The organism is Lewinella sp. LCG006 (assembly GCF_040784935.1).
Classification (GTDB): Bacteria; Bacteroidota; Bacteroidia; order Chitinophagales; family Saprospiraceae; genus Lewinella.
The window spans coordinates 4,024,345-4,042,601 of record NZ_CP160680.1 but is presented as its reverse complement, the minus strand read 5'-3'; the positions used below and the strand labels follow the sequence as shown (position 1 = coordinate 4,042,601).

Genomic DNA, 18,257 nt, shown 5'->3' with positions numbered 1-18,257 from the left:
TCTAACCACTGTCCCGTTAAGTAATTCCTTAATCCAACTGGGTTGGCATAATCAGTAGTTGCTACAGGTTGTCCGGGACTATACCCGTCACTAAGTAGTTTGGGAAAAATTCGTATTTTTTGGCGTGAAAATCAAGCTAAGTCAATCCGAGTACGATCAATTACGTCAAATTCAGAAGCATCCGAATTTGCCCCCGCGTCAATTCCGCAAGGTTACGGTCTTGATTATGTTGCATCAGGGACATAAGATCAAGGTCATTGAGGCTGCGCTGGGTTTGGATGATAATACCATCAGACGTTACGCGAAAGCCTTTTATGAAAAGGGATTGACGGCTTACCTCTTGGATGGGTTTACGCCCTATTCAGGAAAACTGAACGAGGAAGAGATTTTACTCTTGACAGCTCACTTGGAAGAGAACTTGTACGAAGAAGCCGCTTCCATTTGTGAGTATGTTCAAGTAACCTTTGGCGTTATTTATTCGGTATCTGGTATGACTCAGCTCCTGCATCGCATTGGCTTTGTATACAAGCAGACCAAGGCAGTAGCCAGCAAAGCTAACGAACAAGATCAGCTGGATTTTCTAGATGACGTACTGCCCGAACTTTTGGAACAAGCCGTACAAGGAGAAGCAGTAGTATACTACGCTGATGGCTGTCATCCCACCCATAATACCAAAACGGGGAGAGCTTGGATACGCAAGGGCCGAGACTTTGAGGTGGACTGTAATAGCGGTCGTAAACGGGTAAATATCAACGGTGCGATCAATGCACTTAAGCCTGAGCACCTGGTTTATGACATCACTGATTCTATCAATGCACAGTCTACCCAACGGCTGTGCCGGCAATTATTGAAGAAACATCCAAAGAAGAAAATATATCTGATCTGCGATAATGCCCGCTATAATCGCAATAAAATGCTCCAGGACTGGGCCGCTGATCAGCGCATAGAATTTGTATTTCTACCCCCTTATTCTCCTAATTTGAATCTAATAGAGCGGCTTTGGAAGTTTATGCGTAAAAAAGTCATCAGCTCTATTTACTACGATACGTATTCAAAATTCAAAGACGGAATAATTGATTTTCTCAATGACACTAAGTCACACAAGTCAGAGTTACGCAGGCTACTAACGTTGAATTTTCGTTCAGTAGGTGGGACTTCTGTATACGCCCAAACCACTTAGGGACGGGTATAACACTCGCATTCGTGAGTGGCATTACACTGGTCAGGCCTATCTCGTCTCCATTAGTACTTAGTGGACCTCGAAGTAAGTCTACACCTACTACAGGCGGATTTGCGCCGAACCCTTCAACCTGATCACAATTGCTATCAAATGAATCTGCATTGTAAAAATAGACGGAACTCCGCAAGGGGAAGGTGCCTACATAGTCATCAGCATAGCAGCCAATATCTCCATCCAGAAAAAAACCTACGTAAGTATCCTCTAAATCCTCCGCACCCGTTTCCAGTGGCAGCAAAGTCGTCCGATAACTTAAGAAAAGGGAGTTATTCACAGTTCCTTCCTCCTCTTCACAACCTAATCTGAAGGCGGTCAAATAAACTTGAATAGATTTGAAATCATCACTGCCGATCGCTGATAAAGCAAAAGGATACAGGAGCATTTCAGTTGGAACTAAGGCACTGCTGCCACATCCCTGGGTAAAATACACTGGATAATCACCCTGAGAAGGATCGTAAATACCATCCATATCTTCGTCCCAAAATTGACCACCAGTATTTCCCGCAGGAAAGTTCAGAGGATAGCCGTTGTATGCTTCAAAGTTTGGATTACCGAGTCCCGGCCAAGCATAGATCGCGGGAATAGGATTATCAATACTCCCGTTATCGGCAAAATCTGCCAAGTGAGCTGCTACTTGCTCACTCGTTACGCGCCACGGCGCAGTAATAGTGGCATCAACACCAATGATACCTGATTCAACCTCCGCCCCTCTGGTGGTATAGGTCTTCAGGTTTCCGGCAGGGTCGAACCCGCTAACAAACAGCCCCACTTCATACATCAAGGATAATCTTTGCCCTTCCATCTCTAATTCCAGAAAGGCCCCATTATCAGGTATGGTAGCTCCAATAGGCGTAAACTGAGCACTTAAATTTCCATTGTTAAGATAAACAGGTTCTTGCCCGAAAAGAAAACTCCACAAGAGCAAGCCTGTAAAAAGATTCAACGTTTTTTTCATACGATTTTGATTTTTTAGACTTCCTAAAGTTACCAGCAAAGCCAAGGCAAAACCGACGAAAAAAACTTAAAAGTCAGGTTCCTAAAAGCAAAAAGCCTGGCCGATGGAAATACCATCAAGCCAGGCTCCTAACTAACAATCCTTAATCAAAAAAAGCTCAAATCATCAGATGTGAAATATCTTTTAGAATTGCTCCAAGAGGTAGTTGATAACATCCGTCGAAGTAACAATTCCAGCTAATTTATTACCCTCCATCACTGGTAATGCGTGGTAGCTTCCTCTAGCTAGTAATTCGGCAGCCTCTTTAATCTGGTCTTCTGCCTGAATCGTTTCTAAGTTAGAAGTCATCACCTGCTCTAACTTCAAAATATCATACACTACTGCATTAGCCGCTTCTGTGGCATAGGAGTTGACGTAGGAAATACGATCAATATCTGTTTTACTGATCATTCCTAACAATCTATCTCCTGACACTACTGGGATGTGATGAATATTACGCTCCTTGAAAATCTGTACGACGTCAGCTAAGTCATTTGATAAATTGACGCTGATGGGATCTTTGGTCATGATCTTTGAGACGGGCGTTCTTTTCTTCATTATATATTGTGTTTTTTCGCTTGAAGGGCAGCCGATATTACTATCCCTGGCTACTGACACAAATATGAAGCAAAGCACGAGGCAGATGTATGATAAGAATCAGGCAAACTGGTGATCTTTGTCAACCTTCTGGCAAAATTCGAAAAGTTTCATTGACCAAAGTCCGTTGCCCTTCATGAAATATGTTGACTACATTGAAATTAATGAGTAATCCTTTAGGGCGATTAAGCAGGTTCATATAGGTAAGCAGTTGCGCATTAAAGATTGGCGCGAAGGCTGCTACCGATTTAATTTCCACTACCAATAAATCTTCCACTAAAAAATCACACCGGAGAAAAGTATCAAATTCTTCGCCTTTATAATGAATTGGCACAAGGTGCTCAGATGAAAAAGACAGCCCTTTTATACTTAATTCTTTCGCCAAACACCGATGATATACACTTTCTAATAAGCCTGGCCCTAATGCTTTATGTACCTCTATAGCGGCTCCAATGACTTGATAAGTTAATTCGTCTAGTACTTTTTTACTCGTTATCATTTTTATATAGCTTTCTTATATAAGCCTGAAAAGAGCAAAACGTGACCTATTTTCTGGAAAAAATTACTCGTAAGAACAGATTTTTTTTACCACATAGCTACAGAGAAAAAACTATGTGACTATGTGATAAAAATACATCACGCATAGAAAACCAACTCACTACAGCGTTAATTAAACACATAGACACAGAGAGCAAAACTATGTGGCTATGTGATAAAATACACCACGCACAGATAAACCAACTGACTACAGGGTTAATTAAACACATAGACACAGAGAGAAAAAACTATGTGGTAAAAAAATCAATCCAGACTAAAGAGATCCTTCACACCAGGAACACGCGTGACATTGAACCCCTCCCCAAAGTCGTACCCCGTTTCACGGCCATAACTAGCAGCTTTCGCGCGCAAGAAATTTTTGAACTGTGCACCACTGATCGGTGTACTTACTTCTTCCTCGTATTCTTTGGCTTCAGGACTGTAGAACTGGGAGCTGTACGCCATGATAATCTCCATCTTCCGGTCGATATACGGTGTGATATCCACCACGAAATCAGGTGTGAGGTTGCGATCCTGAATGTAATGATAAACATTATCTGGGCGCCATTTTTCTTGGGGATTCCCTGCTGCATCCAGGGTTTCAATGCGTAGGAGGCCGCTATAAAAACAAGCATCAGCCACTAATTTTGCTGCCCGGCCATGATCAGGATGCCGGTCGTGTAGTGCATTGGCCAGGACGATAGTAGGTTGGCAAGCTCGAATAAACTGAATAATCTTGAGGGTATTTTCAGGTGTAACCTGGAAAAAGCCATCCGCCATATCAGCATTCCAACGAAAGCGAGCACCCATCATTTCGGCAGCTTTAGTTGCTTCCTGGGTACGAATCTCGGCACTGCCTCTACTACCCAATTCTCCACGGGTAAGATCTAACAGCCCTACCGTTTTTCCTTCATCCATGTGTCGGAGGAGGGTGCCGCAACAAGCCAATTCTATATCATCAGGGTGAACACCAATGGCCAGGATGTCTACTTTATTCACGTGGGAGCCCATAGATAGGTTTAGTTTCTTTTAAGACGTACACTAGCAACCGGATTCAACGAAAATTGTTGCTGATATACCTTCTTTTCGGCGTCAAAGAACGTAAAATAGAGCTCAAAATCGGAGCGTAGTCGTTGATCGGCCGTAGCTTCTAGAAGAATACTGTAAGTTCCACCCTGAGAGATAGCCTGCCCTGCTACTTGATTTTTCACGATCACATCTGCCCGGCCTGTGACTACCACCGAGGTGAGTGTAACTCCGGCACCTGGATTATTGAGTTTCAAAAAAGCATCACGCCCAAGCGGAGCAATTTGAAAAGATTGGATCACTAATCCAGAGTGCTTGATCCGTGAGCGAGCAACCGAACGAGCGATCATTACCAATAAAAGAATAAAAAGGAGCAAGACACCAATACCCACTCCAAAAACGAGAAGTGGGTCGTAGGCTTGTAGCCATTCTGGAAAATAGGTGGACGTTGTGGATTCCATAAGCAGTATCGAACCACAAAGGTAAAAGGTTATCCGACAAAACTACCTTGTACGAAAGGAAAATACTGCCTGAAAAGCTTGAACTTCCTCCAGCAAACTTATTTCCGGTATTTTCAATTGCTGCCAAAGCGCGGTTGGCAGGACCAAACTAATGTTCCGACGAGGCATGTTGGGATTAATATTAATCGTCTCTAATTCTGGATAGAGCACCTTTACCGAAAGTAAAATATCATTGATTGAAAAATTGTGCTCTGCCAGATCATAGGTGCCAGAATCAACCGAAGCAGTCAGTAATTGCCTTAAGGCTGTTGCCAATTTATCAACGTGGATAAAAGATCGCTGCTGTTCGCCGGATCCTTGCACACTCACCCTTCCTTCAAAGTGGGCTTCAAAAATAAAGCGGTTGATGACTGCATCGATACGATAAGTAGGATTATAGCCATAAACATTACCGGAGCGAACAACGTGAATTTTCATCTTCTTCTGCAAACGCAGCACTTGTTCTTCACCCGCTAGTTTAGCAATCCCGTAATACGATTTGGGGTTAAGCGTGCTCCCTTCGTTGACCGCTTCTTCGGAATCGCCATAAACCGAGGCACTGCTCAAATAGACCAAATGCTGTACTTCCTGCTGTTCTGCGGCATAAGCTACCTGCGCCGTTCCCCAGTGATTGATCTGATCAAAACTGTGGGCATCCATGTCCGCAAATGGCGTCGTCACTTTTGCGGCCAGGTGGTAGACCACCGAAACGCCCTTCAGGGTTTGATTCAACTTGCGGCCATCCAGAATATCGCCGTGCACAAATCGGAGGGGCTTTTCGCTAAACTTCTGGTGGTCAAAAAAAGCATAATTCCGACGCGATAAGTTGTCGTAAATGATGATTTCACTGATCTCTGGTGCAAACATCAATTGCCGCACCAAGGCGTATCCTACGTAGCCGGCACCGCCGGTAATGAGTACTTTCATATTGGATCTAGTTGAGACGCAAGGCGTTTCGTTTGCACAGTCGGAGAATGGAATAGATGGTCACGATCACGAAGCACTTGCCAGATCGGTATGCAGCCCACATTCCGTCTTCTTGAGGCCCGCCCAGCGACCACCACGATCATTGGGATCACCAAGGTTAAACTTCTGGGTACATGGCGCACAACCAATACTGAGATAGCCCTGGGCTTCCAGCGGATGAGGAGGCAGGCCATACAGCTTACGGTACTGATGAATCATCTTGTTGTTCCAGTCCAACATAGGATGAAAACGGGTGGTCCCAAAAGGCCCTGGTGCTTCTAACTGAAAGTTATTACGATTCGCATTTTGGTCACGACGTACACCGGTAATCCACACATCGTATTCCCCTAAAAGGGGCTCCATCGGTTTGGTTTTGTTCAAAAAACAACAGTAGCTCGGGTCACTGGCAAAATGAAAACGTCCTACCGCATCACGTTGTGCCAATTTAGGTACCGCAGATTCCACATTGATGACCCGCAAGCCGAGTTGTTCTGCTATTTGGTCCCGGTATTCGAGCGTCTCCGGAAAATGAAACCCCGTTTGCAAAAAAGCGATCGGAATACTGGCATCCAGCTCACTGATCAGGTGCAACATCGGGATACTGTGCGTTTGAAACGAAGAAGAGGCAAACACCTTAAGTCCGGCTTCGCGGTAAGCATGAAGCCTTTCGGCAAAAAGCTCGCGCTGAACGATGAGTTCTTCGGGGATAGCTGCTGTTGCAGGCATAAATAATCATTTTCGAAAAAAGCTCAGTACGGTGAGTACCCCCACAGCACCAAGCTATCAATTTAATGTATGCTGGGCAAATGTAGGTATTCGCTACATTAATTCATAGTAAGTTGATAGACTTTAAGGAAAATGATTTAAACCAGGAAAAGGTTGAATGGATTTGTAATTTTAAAAAGGGGCATCTCTATCTTTCTTGGGGCCTCCCTGCTCTGCGTTCCAGACGTTGCCTGCCTACCCCGCGCATGGCAGGAAGGCGTTTCGCAGTTCACTGCGTTCAGCCCCTGTGGGGCCTACCTCCTACTGTCGGCTGCTACTGTACATTACTAGCTAGGCCGGTGACCGTTGGTCGCAGCGTTGGTGGTGAAACGCGCTGCATCGCGACTCTAATGGATCATTGCTTGATAAACGTTTTGGTCGTAAACCCTGATTTGAGAAAATAGATACCTGGCTCCAAGCCTGAGGTATCCAACCACCAATTCGTGGTCGATGTACCAAAGTTCAGGTGGCAGGTGAGTTGTCGACCTAGTGCATCATACACCACTACCTCGGCAAGTTTTTCATCACTATCTATCTTCAAATAATCTCCACAAGGATTGGGATAGAGCTTGAGTGTTGCCGCAGTTGGCCAAAGGCCTTCTACACTCGTGCTTACCCCAAATTCGTAGGCCCCCAAATCGGGTGCAGCATCGCGCAAACTTCCTCCATATTCGGTAGTGGGAGCATAGTTGGCGTCAGCAGCCCCAATGGCAGGTGAACCCGGAAGGAGACGAAAATCATTGTTCTCCGCGTCCACAAACAAAGGATCAGCGATCAGGGTATTTATCGCTACTTGTGCTATGTCATTATCCACCTGACCGTTGACCAGGTTATTGATCGCCACATAATTGGTACTGCTGCTACTGGCAGCAATCCCGTTGCCACCCAGATGGATGTCATGAAACACGATATTGTTAATGATCCGGATATCCGTACTGTTTTGCATACTAATCCCGTGGTTGCTGCCATTACCAGTGCGATGATCGAAATAACTGGTATTATTGATAAAATCTACCCCACGGCAGCTGTTGACGTGCATTCCGCTGAAGCCGTTGTGGTGCGTGAGGTTATTGGCTACCAGGATACGGCCAAATTCCCAGCCCCGTTCCGCATCGTTACGTTGTAGCGAAATTCCTTTGCCTTCATCAATGATGGGTGTAATGACGGTTTTCGTTGGTGCCCAGGAGTATATTTCGTTGTAATTATCATGAATGTGGTTGCCCATCACCCAAACTTTGGTCGCCGTACTTTGGTCAAAGTCTTGGGTCCCTTCAAAAACGAAAGCATGGGTACCTGAATAAGACCGGCGCGAGCAATTATCCACCTCATTGCCCTCTGCTCTTACGTAGCCACAGCTGTTAAACCTTAGACCTGTCCCCGGAGTATGGTGAATATGGTTATCCACCACTTCGATGTGGTGAGACAACTGCGCAATAAATCCTTTAGTATCCGTATAACTAGGCCGTTCTATGCCCTCTAAAATGGGAAAAGTCATCAGTGCTACTTCCTCTGCGGGAGTGCCAGGTGTTACGCGATAAAGAATTTCGTCGGTCCCCAAATAACGGTACGCAAACTGATAAGCCAGGGCCGTATCCAATGGAATGTTGTTTACTTCCCCTTCGATCTCCAGACCTTCTACCCGTAGGTAAGAACAATTCCGTACCTGAAAAATGTACAGACCATCGCCCCGCAGGGTCACCTGATCGTCGCGATAAGGCCGGATGACAGTATAAGCATTGGGGCTGCCGTCAAGACCGGTAATATTGACGGTCTTATCGTTTTTCCAACGGTCGCCGTCTCCGTAGGTGGCATTGTAGTACACTCCCTCCATGATGTTGAGGGTATCGCCTGCGGCCAGCTGGTTCACTGCATAATCCAGGGTAGCAAAGGGTGTCTGAGGACTAGTGCCAAAGCTACTGCCATCAGTCCCTGTAGGATTCACATACCAGCTATTCTGGGCATTAATAGTAGCTGAAGCGTTCAGCAAAAGACCTAATAACAAGGCAAAAAAGGAATAATGAATGCGCATAAAAAAGAATTAAAATAAAAGAGGGCGGAAGACCAGTGATAAATCACCGGCCCTCCAGCCCTACGAAGCGATTCTAATGATATGAGCGTGTTGTTTATTGAATTATCAGTCGGCCTACCAAGTTGTTCTCCTCGCTCACACTGCGAAGGAGGTAGAGACCAGCGGGCCAGTTGCCCGTATTCAGCGACTGCAGCGTACCTCCGGGCAATACGGTAGTCTCCACAATTTGTCCGTTTGCATTTACCAGCATAAAGGTGATAGGCGCTGGTGCTAAAGCCCGCAGATCAACATTGACCATGTCACCACGGTGGAGCAAATTAGGAAACAACTGTAGGGCCGTTGGTGTATTGGCTGGGCCAAACAAGCCCGTATCCATCACCACCGCGTCGTTACAAATGTTGATGACTTTAACCTCTATGCCAGGAATAGTCGTGGTCATCACCACCGAATCAGCCATCACTGAATTTTCCGGAAAGGAGAAAGCACCAGTTGCATCAGCAGTGGCCAACGATACGCCGTCGACAAACCATTCGTAAGCTTCCTCCGCAATATCTACCGTACAATTGTTCATCGCATTGATACGGCTATCGTTGTTGTTGAGACTAATACCGTTATCGATGATGGTAGCCATCGCACCTCCACCAAAAGCATTACTGTTGCTGTAATCAAAGAAAGCATTGTTGGTGACGGTGCCCGTTGCGAAAATTCCTGAACCATCGCGCGTAGATCTCACCAGTCCATTGTTGGTAAACTCACCACTAACATTCGCCCGCCCGTCGGTCAAATCAAGAATAGCGTCTTTACTATTGACGGCAATGCCCTGCACAAAAAAGCGATTACCTTCGTTGCCACCGGTAAGGGTCAACAAACCATTATTGGTCAAAGTACCCGCCGCGTAGATATACACTGCGCGAGCATCCGGACTGACACCTCCATTAGACACCACATTGGCGCTATTATTGATAAAGGAGCCGCCAGTATCCGCATTACCTACCGAAATACCACTATTGGCTGATCCTGCATCGTCTTTGCTTGTAAGTACCAGGGTGCCTTCATTGATAAATACGGCATCCTCGCTAATATCAATACCGTCGTCACCAGGCTTATCGGCAGTGATGACTCCCGTGGCAGTATTGGTAAAAGTTGCTCCAGCTTTAATGTTGATCACATCCGTCTGCAAAGCACCACCCACGATAGTACCGTTATTGGTGAAAGCTCCCGAAACGCGCAGGCCGTCCTTGAGGGAATTGTCCAGCGTTATGGTTCCGTTATTCGTTACCGTGGAGGTTGCGTTTGCATGATTGATCGCCGTTAAAGCTTGTGCTACCGCAAAAGTGGTGCTTTCCGCAATGGTCAGTTGAGCGCCGTCCGTTCCACCAAAAATAACTACCCCATGCTTGGTGGTCGTGGTATTGATGGTTACGGTACGATTGTTTCCAGGGCTGCCGATGGTAAGACTACAAGTATCATTGAGTACAATCGCATGCTCGTCAATGATGCCATTCCCAATTGTCAGATCAAGATCCAGGGTTACATTGGTATTGGGAGCAATACGAACCTGCCCGGGGATGTTGGTCATGGTACCGGTGATCGTGGCATCAAGGGGAAAAACGACGCTGGAATCGGCTGGAGGAACCAGATCACCCACCCAGTTGGCGGCATCGTTCCAAGAGGTACCGTCACCGCCACCATCCCAGGAAATCTGAGCCTGAGCAAAATTAATTAATGCAAAAGTTAGGGTAAAAAGTAAAAACTGCTTCATGACATTTCTTTTGTTCTGCAACGGATGTTAGTGCAGATGGTTTTTAGAATTTTCAGTGCCTATATTTTTTCAAAAAAGGCATGGGAAGGGTTGGGAAGAAGCGGTAAAGCCCACTTCTTCCACCCGATGATCGCTGACTGTACTTTCCAGATTTTCCAAACAAACTGTCCGGGTTAAAATAAAACAAGGGGGGTTAGTCAGTAACCAAAAACTTCAGTGTTGTTGTTTCTAAACCCGCAGTTGAGGTAAGTAAATACAAACCTGCAGGCAGACTAGGCAAAGACAGTTCAGCAATACCTTTATCGATCAATGGAAACGAAATCACTTCCTGGCCATGGGTATTTCTTACTGTCCAAATTCGGTTTTGTGCAGACTGGTCGTTGCGTAGATCGAGGTACAGCGTACCACCGCTGCGCACCAGTGTGGGGTAAATCAGGGGTTCCTCATTATTATTTAGGTTGCCGCTGTAGCGAACGGCAATGACATTGCTAAAAGCAGTAGTGCCATCAGTATCCACCTGCCGCAATCGGTAGTAGTTGACACCCCTGGCAGGTTGCTCATCTTCCAATTCATAAGGCAGGATGGTGTTGGAATTTCCGGCACCCGCCACACGACCAATTTCCGTAAAGGTTCGCGCGTCGGTACTGCGTTCTACAGCCATGAAGTCGTTGTTGACTTCGGTAGCCGTTTGCCATTTTAGCATCACGGATTTTGCCATGGGCATTCCCGTGAAAGTCAGTAATTCTACCGGTAGCGCTTCTGCGCAAAAGTTGCTGATTTCGAGCGTGATGTCTGTTCCTTGGATGGTCGTTGTCAGCATAACGGGATCGGCAGGAAAGTCCGCAGTGGTTAAATCCAATTCCCCGTTAGCGGCCGCAGCTGCCGTAAAGCTAATCCCGTCTGTCCAGGTGTAGGGCTGTTCGGCCAGATCAACGAGGCAGGACATGCCGGCGTCGATTTGGGTGTCGTTGAGGTCTGCAATATTAATCCCACTATCAGAACTGGTGCCTCCCGAAGCAAAAACACTACCACCGAAGTCATAGAAAGCATTGTTAGTAGCACTACCATTCATACTGGAAACAAAGACACCCGTCCCACTATAAGTAGAAAGCATTAAACCATTGTTCGTCAAGCTACCATCATTGATTCTAATCCGACGATCCGTTTGATCGATTACTGCTCCAAAAGCATTGGTAACGATACCATCTGCATAGAGAATTCGAACATCATTTCCTCCACTTAGAGTAATGGATTCGTTGTTGGTAAGTTCTCCCAGAGGGTAAACATAAATGGCGCGGGCATTTGAAGTAATCAATATTCCTCCATCAGCTAAGATAACCCCATTATTGATAAGCGTACCGCTTTCCGATGCTGATCCTATAGCAATACCTGTATTGTCAATTCCGGGAGCATCTTCAAGGGTTACATCAAGTGTCCCTTCGTTAGTAAATGTACTGCCTCCTACTACTTCAATCCCATCATCCTCCATGTCCGTAATGGTAATGGTACCACCGGATTGGTTGGTAAAATTGGCTTCTACTCGGATGCCGTCAGATGTCGTTGGGCCAGGATTGGTAATGGTCAAATCACCATTATTTAAAAATGATCCGGTACCACTGTTTAGAATCCCGTTGACATTAGCATCTTCAATAGTAATATCACCACCATTATTCACAAAACTTCCTGCAGTGAGCTCTATTCCATCAGAGGCACCTCCAGTTATCAATAATGTTCCATAATTATTGAAGGCTCCCGAAGACATATTGATACCATCGGCAGATTGTCCGATAATATTAAAAGTCCCATAATTATTGATCACATTATTACCTGCCGTAATATTTACTCCTTCGTCAGCCTGAATAACATCAACAATTGTACTCTCCGCAATATTAATGGTAGCAGGGTTTCCTGTAGCGTTGTGTTGAATAGCATCGCGGTTGTTAGGAGCATTGATCGTAAACGTGCGATTATTTCCTGATACACCTAAGTTCAATGTAGCATTTCCTTGTACTTTGATGGCATGCTGCGCCGTCGTTCCATCGCCTATGGTCAGGTCTAAATCCAAGGTTACTTCATTATTACTGTTCACCAGTATCCGAGATGGCGCATTTGCTGCAGTTCCTGTAATCGTTACGGTGGTACTAATCGTCACCACTGCGCCTGCAGCTGGCACTCCATTAGGGTTCCAGTTATCTCCATCTTCCCAATTCGTGGTACCTGCTCCTCCATCCCATTCAGATTGGGCCAACAAGCCATTCAGGCTTAGCCCCAAAAGGAAGAGGATATTTGTAAGTAATAATCGCTTCATAGTGAAATTCTTAAATTTTAGGTTTTTCGTACCCCATGTTTACTCTTCGCTCTTACCTGCTTGCTTGGCCTGACGCTGGGCTTTGGTCAGTACGTTTTGATTGATCTCGCGATTAATCGTTTTGCGCGTTTCTCTGATTCGCTCGTTTTTTTCTTCTTCGGTACCTTCGCCTTTGCGGATTTCTTTGATGCCTTCAAACATTTTCATGTACAAGCCTTTTACCTGTTCCATTTGTTTTTCGGAAAGGGCGGCGGTTTCATCACCCGCCAAGATCTGGGCATTGAGTTCTTCTACTTTTTCGGTAGCACGGGCTTCGATCTTACTGGCCGACTGGCTGTAGCTCATACCAACGAATAAGGTCATGATGACTGCGGTAAGGATTAACTTTAAGCTTTTCATTGTCTGATAAATTTTGGTTGTTTGTTGATGACAAAAGTAGGTTCAACCATTATCCAACAGGTACATTTATCGTTCAGAAGGGTCTGTTTTCCGTCTTTTTTGGGAAAAAGGGGCTTTTTGAGAATATTATTTGCTTTGAGGAAGCTCTAAAACTTCGCTGGTTTGGTACCCCAGTCGCTCGGCCAGGACGTATATCCTTTTTCCAGAAGGCACCTTCAGCGGTTCTTGGTAAAGCTCCCAGGCTACATCAAAACTGGGCATCTTTTCTCCCTCAGCAACGAGTACATACGCGATGGACGCTCCCGGAGTTGTGCAATGCAGGGCAATAATACCATTGCGCTCCTCGTAGGTAGGCCTCATGGTTTGCGGCTGCTGACCTCCTGGCCACATGAGATCAATTAATTGAGCTTCTGGCAGGAAACCCAAATCAGGGTGCGTACTCAGGTGCTCGTAAAGTGCTTCTCTCATGCGCGAGCGCTCCTGTACGTAAGCTGGATTTGTTGCCAAATTGTTTAACTGATGCGGATCGCGTTCACAATCGTAGAGTTCTTCCACTGGTTTAGAGACAAACCAATCATGCTGCTCCGCAGGTAGTTTGCCCTGCTCGTCGAGGTTTAACATCTCTACCAGCGCGGGAATCTGTTTGCGGTAAGCAATGTCTTTGTAGCGGGGCTTTTCTGGATAAAAATTCCATACGTAGCGGTAGCGTTCGTCTCTGATCGTTCGGCTTCGATCACTGTGTTCATCAAAGCGGTCGCCGTTGCCGTAGACGTAGATGCGAGCTTCCTGGGTATACTGCCCCATAAACGCACGTCCATCCAAATGATCGGGAGGCACTATTCCAGCCAGGCTCAATAGGGTTGGGGCCAAATCTACCAAGGAAATAAGCTGCTCACTACGCGAGGAGCTTGTACTCCCGGAGGGCTTCACCAAAAAAGGAATGCGTAGCCCGGTATCGTAAATTTCGCGCTTCTGCCTAGGCAAGGGGCCACCGTGATCGCTGTAAAAGAAGATGATCGTTTCCTCATAAAGACCATCGGCCTTGAGCTCGGCTACCAGTTTGCCAACAAAGGCATCCATCAACTCCACATTGCTGTAATGGCGAGCGAGCGTTTTACGCATTTCCTCCGTATCCGGCAAATAAGGAGGTACGGGCACAGTGGCAGGATCAACAGTCAGTGGTTTATCCGCGTGGGCCCAAAGCTTGCTTTCGTGGGTGAGGTTGGTATTAAAAACAGCAAAAAATGGCTGCGCTGGGGCGCGGTTCCGCCAGTGCGCCTGATTGCCGTTTTCGTCCCAGGCCGTAAGTGGGGCGGCAAACTGGTAGTCTGTCTTGGCATTATTGGTACAGTAATAACCCGCAGTCCGCAAATATTCCGTGAAGCATTTCACTGCCGAAGGAGGGACCGCAGCATATTCTCTCAGCGAATCGCCAGCTATATCTACCGCAGGAATACGGTCCTCATAGGTTCTTCTTCCCCAAGCGCTTATGTCTTTACCGGTGCGCATGTGCATGGTACCTATATGGGTAGGCTCCATGCCCGTGATGATGCCCGAGCGACTAGGTGCGCACACGCCTACGGGGGCGAAGGCATGATCGTAAATGATACTTTCGGCGGCCAGTGCATCGATATTGGGCGTTTGAGCGGTACTATCGCCGTAGATGGCTAGCGTAGGACTGATGTCTTCACAAACGATCCAGACGATATTGGGTTGGGCGTGCAGGGTGGTCAGGCTTAGACTCACGAGGTAGAGGCATAGGTTGAAGAGCCGCCGAAAGGGGGAGGAATACATGGTCAGATCAGGTTTTATTACCACATAGACACATAGAAGAATCTTATGAGGTAGTGTTTTTTGTTTACCACATAGACACATAGAAGAGTCTTTATGTGGTAGTATTTTTTGTTTACCAGATAGGCACATAAGTTGAGGGGGCTGGCGCTAGGGGACCTTAATCTGGAGAATGGCGGCTTGCTCCGGCAAGAGATCGAAGGTGCCGGTTACTGTTTCCCCCTTGTGTATGTATTCGTATTCGTAAGTACCGTAGAAACCGCGGCCTTGGATACGTCCACCAATATCTGTAGCTCCTTCAATCTTGGTGGTCCATAAGTGGTGTACCAGCGAGAAGAAGGCCAGGCCCATATCGGCAGGCTGCCAGTTTTCATCGTAAATAGCGGCTTTGGGATGGGTGGGTTCGTAATAACCCCAAAACAAAAATTCGGAGACCGCCGGATGGCTAAAGGCGGCAATCAGAAAATCGCGGGTATAATCGTAGCGTACCTCCGGATCATCTACATCAATGGTAAATTCAGAGATGGAGATCTTCTTGTCCAATTGGGCGTAGTAGTCCAGCAACTCCAAGACCCGCACTGGAGGCGTCAGGTCGGAGCCCATGTGGCACTGTACCCCGATACCATCCACCAGACCACCGGTTTCGGCGTCAATTCTTTGAATGTATTCGTAATACCATTCCTGCTTACGCGTGTCGTGCCCTCCTTTGCTGATGATCCCAAATTCATTGGTGAACCGCAACACTTCCGGTTCCTGCGCGTGGAGATAGCGAAAGCCGTTGTAAAGTATTTCTTCCGAGCCCGTAGCATTTTGTAGGTCACGGTTGGTGTAAGCTTCATTGACCACATCCCAGCTTTGGATTTGTCCGTGGGTAGCGGCCAGGATGTCCGTGAGGTGGTCCTGCATTAATTCGGCAATGCGCTCCGGTTGGTCTGCCAGCTTTTGAAATTTGGGTAGTAAATACTGAAAGCCGGGCCAGATAAGTACATGGCCTTTAACCGCAATATCTCGTTGCTTTAAGAGGGCGATTGCTTCCAGCGTGCTTTTTGCATAAGCAGCTTTTGCCCAGCGCTTTATTTTGAGATCATTTTCAAAAACGATGAGATTGAAAGCTTGGGCTACTTTTTCCAGGTGCACGGGTTCTTCGATCAACTGGCGAGCATTGACTGCTGCTCCCCAGCCGAAATCGTGCCTCAAGAGTTTTACTTTTACGGGAATATCCGCCAAACCTTGCCCCGCTTCATCGACCAACTGCAGGCTGATCGCGCCCTTGCGGTTGCGCTCAATGCGCCTGAGGGCATCTTGCCGCCAAGGCGCTTCCTCTTCCTCACCGGGGTAGGTGAGTCGGGTTTTCGGCAAGTCTTCCTTTTTTACTTCTGGCGCACAAAGCGTCAGGGCCACATCGGTCAAGACAAATTCTTGTGGTAAATAACCAAACTGGATACTCAAGGAAAGATCCTCCTTGTTCACGTCTTGCGTGATTTCAAAAGGGAAATAGTACGTCCGCCACTCCGAACCGATGCTTACTGTTTTTTGAATGCTCTCGCGGTGGGTATCTGTTTGTCGCAAAACCCACAATGCCTTGGCTTCGCCCGTTTCGAGGCTCGCCGCTACCGTTTTGGCCCGAAAAGAAAGCAACAACAACTGCCCGGTTTTCAAAGCTGTTTTTTCTAGCGGTAAGCGACGGGAAAGATTGTAGATATAAGGAGGTTGTTGGTAGGTTTTGAAATATAACTGGGTGCCTTTCTCCTCCTGCGCTACGCGTACTTCTCCCAGACTATCTTCGTAAGTCATATTGAGTAGCCCTGCCTGACGGATAAGCGGCGTGCCCGGAGGCAACAATTCTTGCGCAGCAACCAGAAGAGGAAAGACGAGTATCCAACAGGTTAGCATATACCCCAGGAAAGCATCAACACCGTTCCTTTTTTTATTTTCTAAAAATTGGCTTTCCATTCCACTAGTTTTTGATGTAGGATTTTCGCTCGCTCGGCTTCCGTGCTTACCAGGTTGTTGGTTTCTCCCGGATCTGTTGCGAGATTATAAAGCTCCAGACGGTCTTCGGTATAAAAATCAATCAGTTTCCAGCTTCCACTACGGACAGCAGAAGCAGGAGATTCGCCCGTATTATTTGGACGCGCCTTGGACTCATGCCAATAAACGAGGCGTTCTCCGCCTTGTTCACCGCCTCTTATGATTGGCAAAAGGTTTTGACCATCCATGTTGGTTTGTTCTATTTCTGGTGCCAGCCAGGCCTGAAAAGTGGGCAGTAAATCCATTAGCATCACCAAAGAATGAGCATCTGTACGTGCCTGGACACCCGCAGGATAACGGACAAACAAAGGTACTTTGATACCCCCTTCGTACAACCACCCCTTGCCGGCCCTCAGCGGGTAATTTGAGGTAGCCAACTGCCGTTGATTATAACCATCATTGGAAAGACCTCCGTGGTCGGAGGTAAACACCAGGATGGTATTTTCCGCGAAACCTTTTTCTTCCAGCACTTCTAATATTCGCCCAATATTGACATCCAGGTTCTCCACCATGGCTGCGTACTGGGGGTTATCCTGGCGCATTTTGGTGCGGCCGGTCCCTTCTGCAATATATTCCGGCTGTTGGCCAAAATCATGGGCCGCAATTTCCTTCCGGTTACGGGCGACATCTGCGGGTTTCCCTTCCAGCGGTTGGTGGACAGCGTAATAGGCCAAACACGCAAAAAAGGGTTGATCCTTGGGCCTCGCCTGCAGGTAATTGATCACCTCCTGGGTAAGCACATCCGTGAGGTAAGCGCTGGTATCGGTTACGGCGTCTATATCGGGGATGGGGGCTTTTTTTACGTTCCTATTATTCCCTTTGGGCGTATTAAAGGGGAACAAAAAACTCCGTGGCGAACCTGCCTCTCCCGCCGCATAGGTATATTCAAAGCCCACCGCGCCAGGGCCACTCGCTCCTTTTCCTAAATGCCACTTTCCAAAATAAGCCGTCGCGTAACCGTGATCCCTAATTTGGCGGACAAATTGTTGCTGAGTAGGTAGTGCGCTTAAAGAAAATCCATCATCCGGCACATCGCCGTCAATCACCGGATAGCCCCCCGTCAGTAGCGCATACCGCGAAGGTACGCAGCGGGGATAGTTGCTGTAAGCCTGCTCAAAACGCAGTGACTGTGCCGCCAGCGCATCCATATTGGGCGTTTGGTGAATGGCCGAACCGTAGTAACCAAGGTCGTACTTGCCCAGGTCATCGACAATAATCAACAGCACATTGGGTTGCTCCTGTTTGCGACAAGCAAACAATAGGAGTAGTAGTCCTATGGATAAAATAGATCTATGCATAAGGAAGGCACTGGTGC

The 18,257-nt window shown here is 46.9% G+C and carries 15 protein-coding genes; 1 reads left to right on the top strand and 14 read right to left on the bottom strand.

The window, feature by feature from the left end; genetic code table 11:
* Positions 1-124: 124 nt before the first annotated feature.
* Positions 125-1,180 (top strand): IS630 family transposase, encoded by a 1,056-nt coding sequence (locus AB0L18_RS14535; RefSeq protein WP_367388028.1) that lies wholly within the window; start codon positions 125-127, stop codon positions 1,178-1,180.
* Here AB0L18_RS14535 and AB0L18_RS14530 read toward each other — a convergent pair.
* From AB0L18_RS14530 to AB0L18_RS14465, 14 genes are all read right to left on the bottom strand, one after another.
* Positions 1,092-2,192: a hypothetical protein gene (locus AB0L18_RS14530; RefSeq protein ID WP_367388027.1), complete on the bottom strand. Its 1,101-nt coding sequence runs from the start codon at positions 2,190-2,192 to the stop codon at positions 1,092-1,094. The two genes, AB0L18_RS14535 and AB0L18_RS14530, sit on opposite strands and share 89 nt — an antisense overlap.
* 183 nt (positions 2,193-2,375) lie before the next feature.
* Positions 2,376-2,789 (bottom strand): CBS domain-containing protein, encoded by a 414-nt coding sequence (locus tag AB0L18_RS14525; protein ID WP_367388026.1) that lies wholly within the window; start codon positions 2,787-2,789, stop codon positions 2,376-2,378.
* A gap of 121 nt (positions 2,790-2,910) precedes the next feature.
* On the bottom strand, positions 2,911-3,327 hold the full coding sequence (locus AB0L18_RS14520) for a GxxExxY protein (protein WP_367388025.1): 417 nt from the start codon (positions 3,325-3,327) through the stop codon (positions 2,911-2,913).
* A 302-nt stretch (positions 3,328-3,629) separates the two neighbouring features.
* Complete coding sequence (gene bshB1, locus AB0L18_RS14515; protein WP_367388024.1) at positions 3,630-4,376, bottom strand: bacillithiol biosynthesis deacetylase BshB1; 747 nt, start codon at positions 4,374-4,376, stop codon at positions 3,630-3,632.
* Between the two features lie 8 nt (positions 4,377-4,384).
* Positions 4,385-4,852, bottom strand: a complete 468-nt coding sequence (locus AB0L18_RS14510) for a hypothetical protein (protein ID WP_367388023.1) — start codon at positions 4,850-4,852, stop codon at positions 4,385-4,387.
* A 42-nt stretch (positions 4,853-4,894) separates the two neighbouring features.
* Positions 4,895-5,818 carry an NAD-dependent epimerase/dehydratase family protein gene (locus tag AB0L18_RS14505; protein ID WP_367388022.1) on the bottom strand — a complete coding sequence of 308 codons (924 nt, stop codon included), beginning with the start codon at positions 5,816-5,818 and terminating at the stop codon, positions 4,895-4,897.
* A gap of 66 nt (positions 5,819-5,884) precedes the next feature.
* The gene (locus AB0L18_RS14500) at positions 5,885-6,583 is read right to left on the bottom strand and encodes a phosphoadenylyl-sulfate reductase (RefSeq protein WP_367388021.1); all 699 of its coding nucleotides are present in this window, start codon (positions 6,581-6,583) and stop codon (positions 5,885-5,887) included.
* Between the two features lie 394 nt (positions 6,584-6,977).
* Positions 6,978-8,651: a T9SS type A sorting domain-containing protein gene (locus tag AB0L18_RS14495; protein ID WP_367388020.1), complete on the bottom strand. Its 1,674-nt coding sequence runs from the start codon at positions 8,649-8,651 to the stop codon at positions 6,978-6,980.
* Between the two features lie 94 nt (positions 8,652-8,745).
* The gene (locus tag AB0L18_RS14490) at positions 8,746-10,413 is read right to left on the bottom strand and encodes a hypothetical protein (RefSeq protein ID WP_367388019.1); all 1,668 of its coding nucleotides are present in this window, start codon (positions 10,411-10,413) and stop codon (positions 8,746-8,748) included.
* 193 nt (positions 10,414-10,606) lie between these two features.
* A complete protein-coding gene (locus tag AB0L18_RS14485) occupies positions 10,607-12,721 on the bottom strand; it encodes a hypothetical protein (RefSeq protein ID WP_367388018.1) in 2,115 nt (704 codons plus the stop codon).
* A 39-nt stretch (positions 12,722-12,760) separates the two neighbouring features.
* Positions 12,761-13,120, bottom strand: coding sequence for a hypothetical protein (locus AB0L18_RS14480; RefSeq protein ID WP_367388017.1), 360 nt, complete (start codon positions 13,118-13,120; stop codon positions 12,761-12,763).
* Between the two features lie 126 nt (positions 13,121-13,246).
* The gene (locus AB0L18_RS14475; protein ID WP_367388016.1) at positions 13,247-14,914 is read right to left on the bottom strand and encodes a sulfatase; all 1,668 of its coding nucleotides are present in this window, start codon (positions 14,912-14,914) and stop codon (positions 13,247-13,249) included.
* A 147-nt stretch (positions 14,915-15,061) separates the two neighbouring features.
* Positions 15,062-16,864 carry an endo-1,4-beta-xylanase gene (locus AB0L18_RS14470; protein ID WP_367388015.1) on the bottom strand — a complete coding sequence of 601 codons (1,803 nt, stop codon included), beginning with the start codon at positions 16,862-16,864 and terminating at the stop codon, positions 15,062-15,064.
* Entirely contained in the window at positions 16,846-18,240 is a 1,395-nt protein-coding gene (locus AB0L18_RS14465; RefSeq protein ID WP_367388014.1) for a sulfatase, read from the bottom strand. Before AB0L18_RS14465 ends, AB0L18_RS14470 begins: the two co-directional genes overlap by 19 nt.
* Positions 18,241-18,257 lie beyond the last annotated feature (17 nt).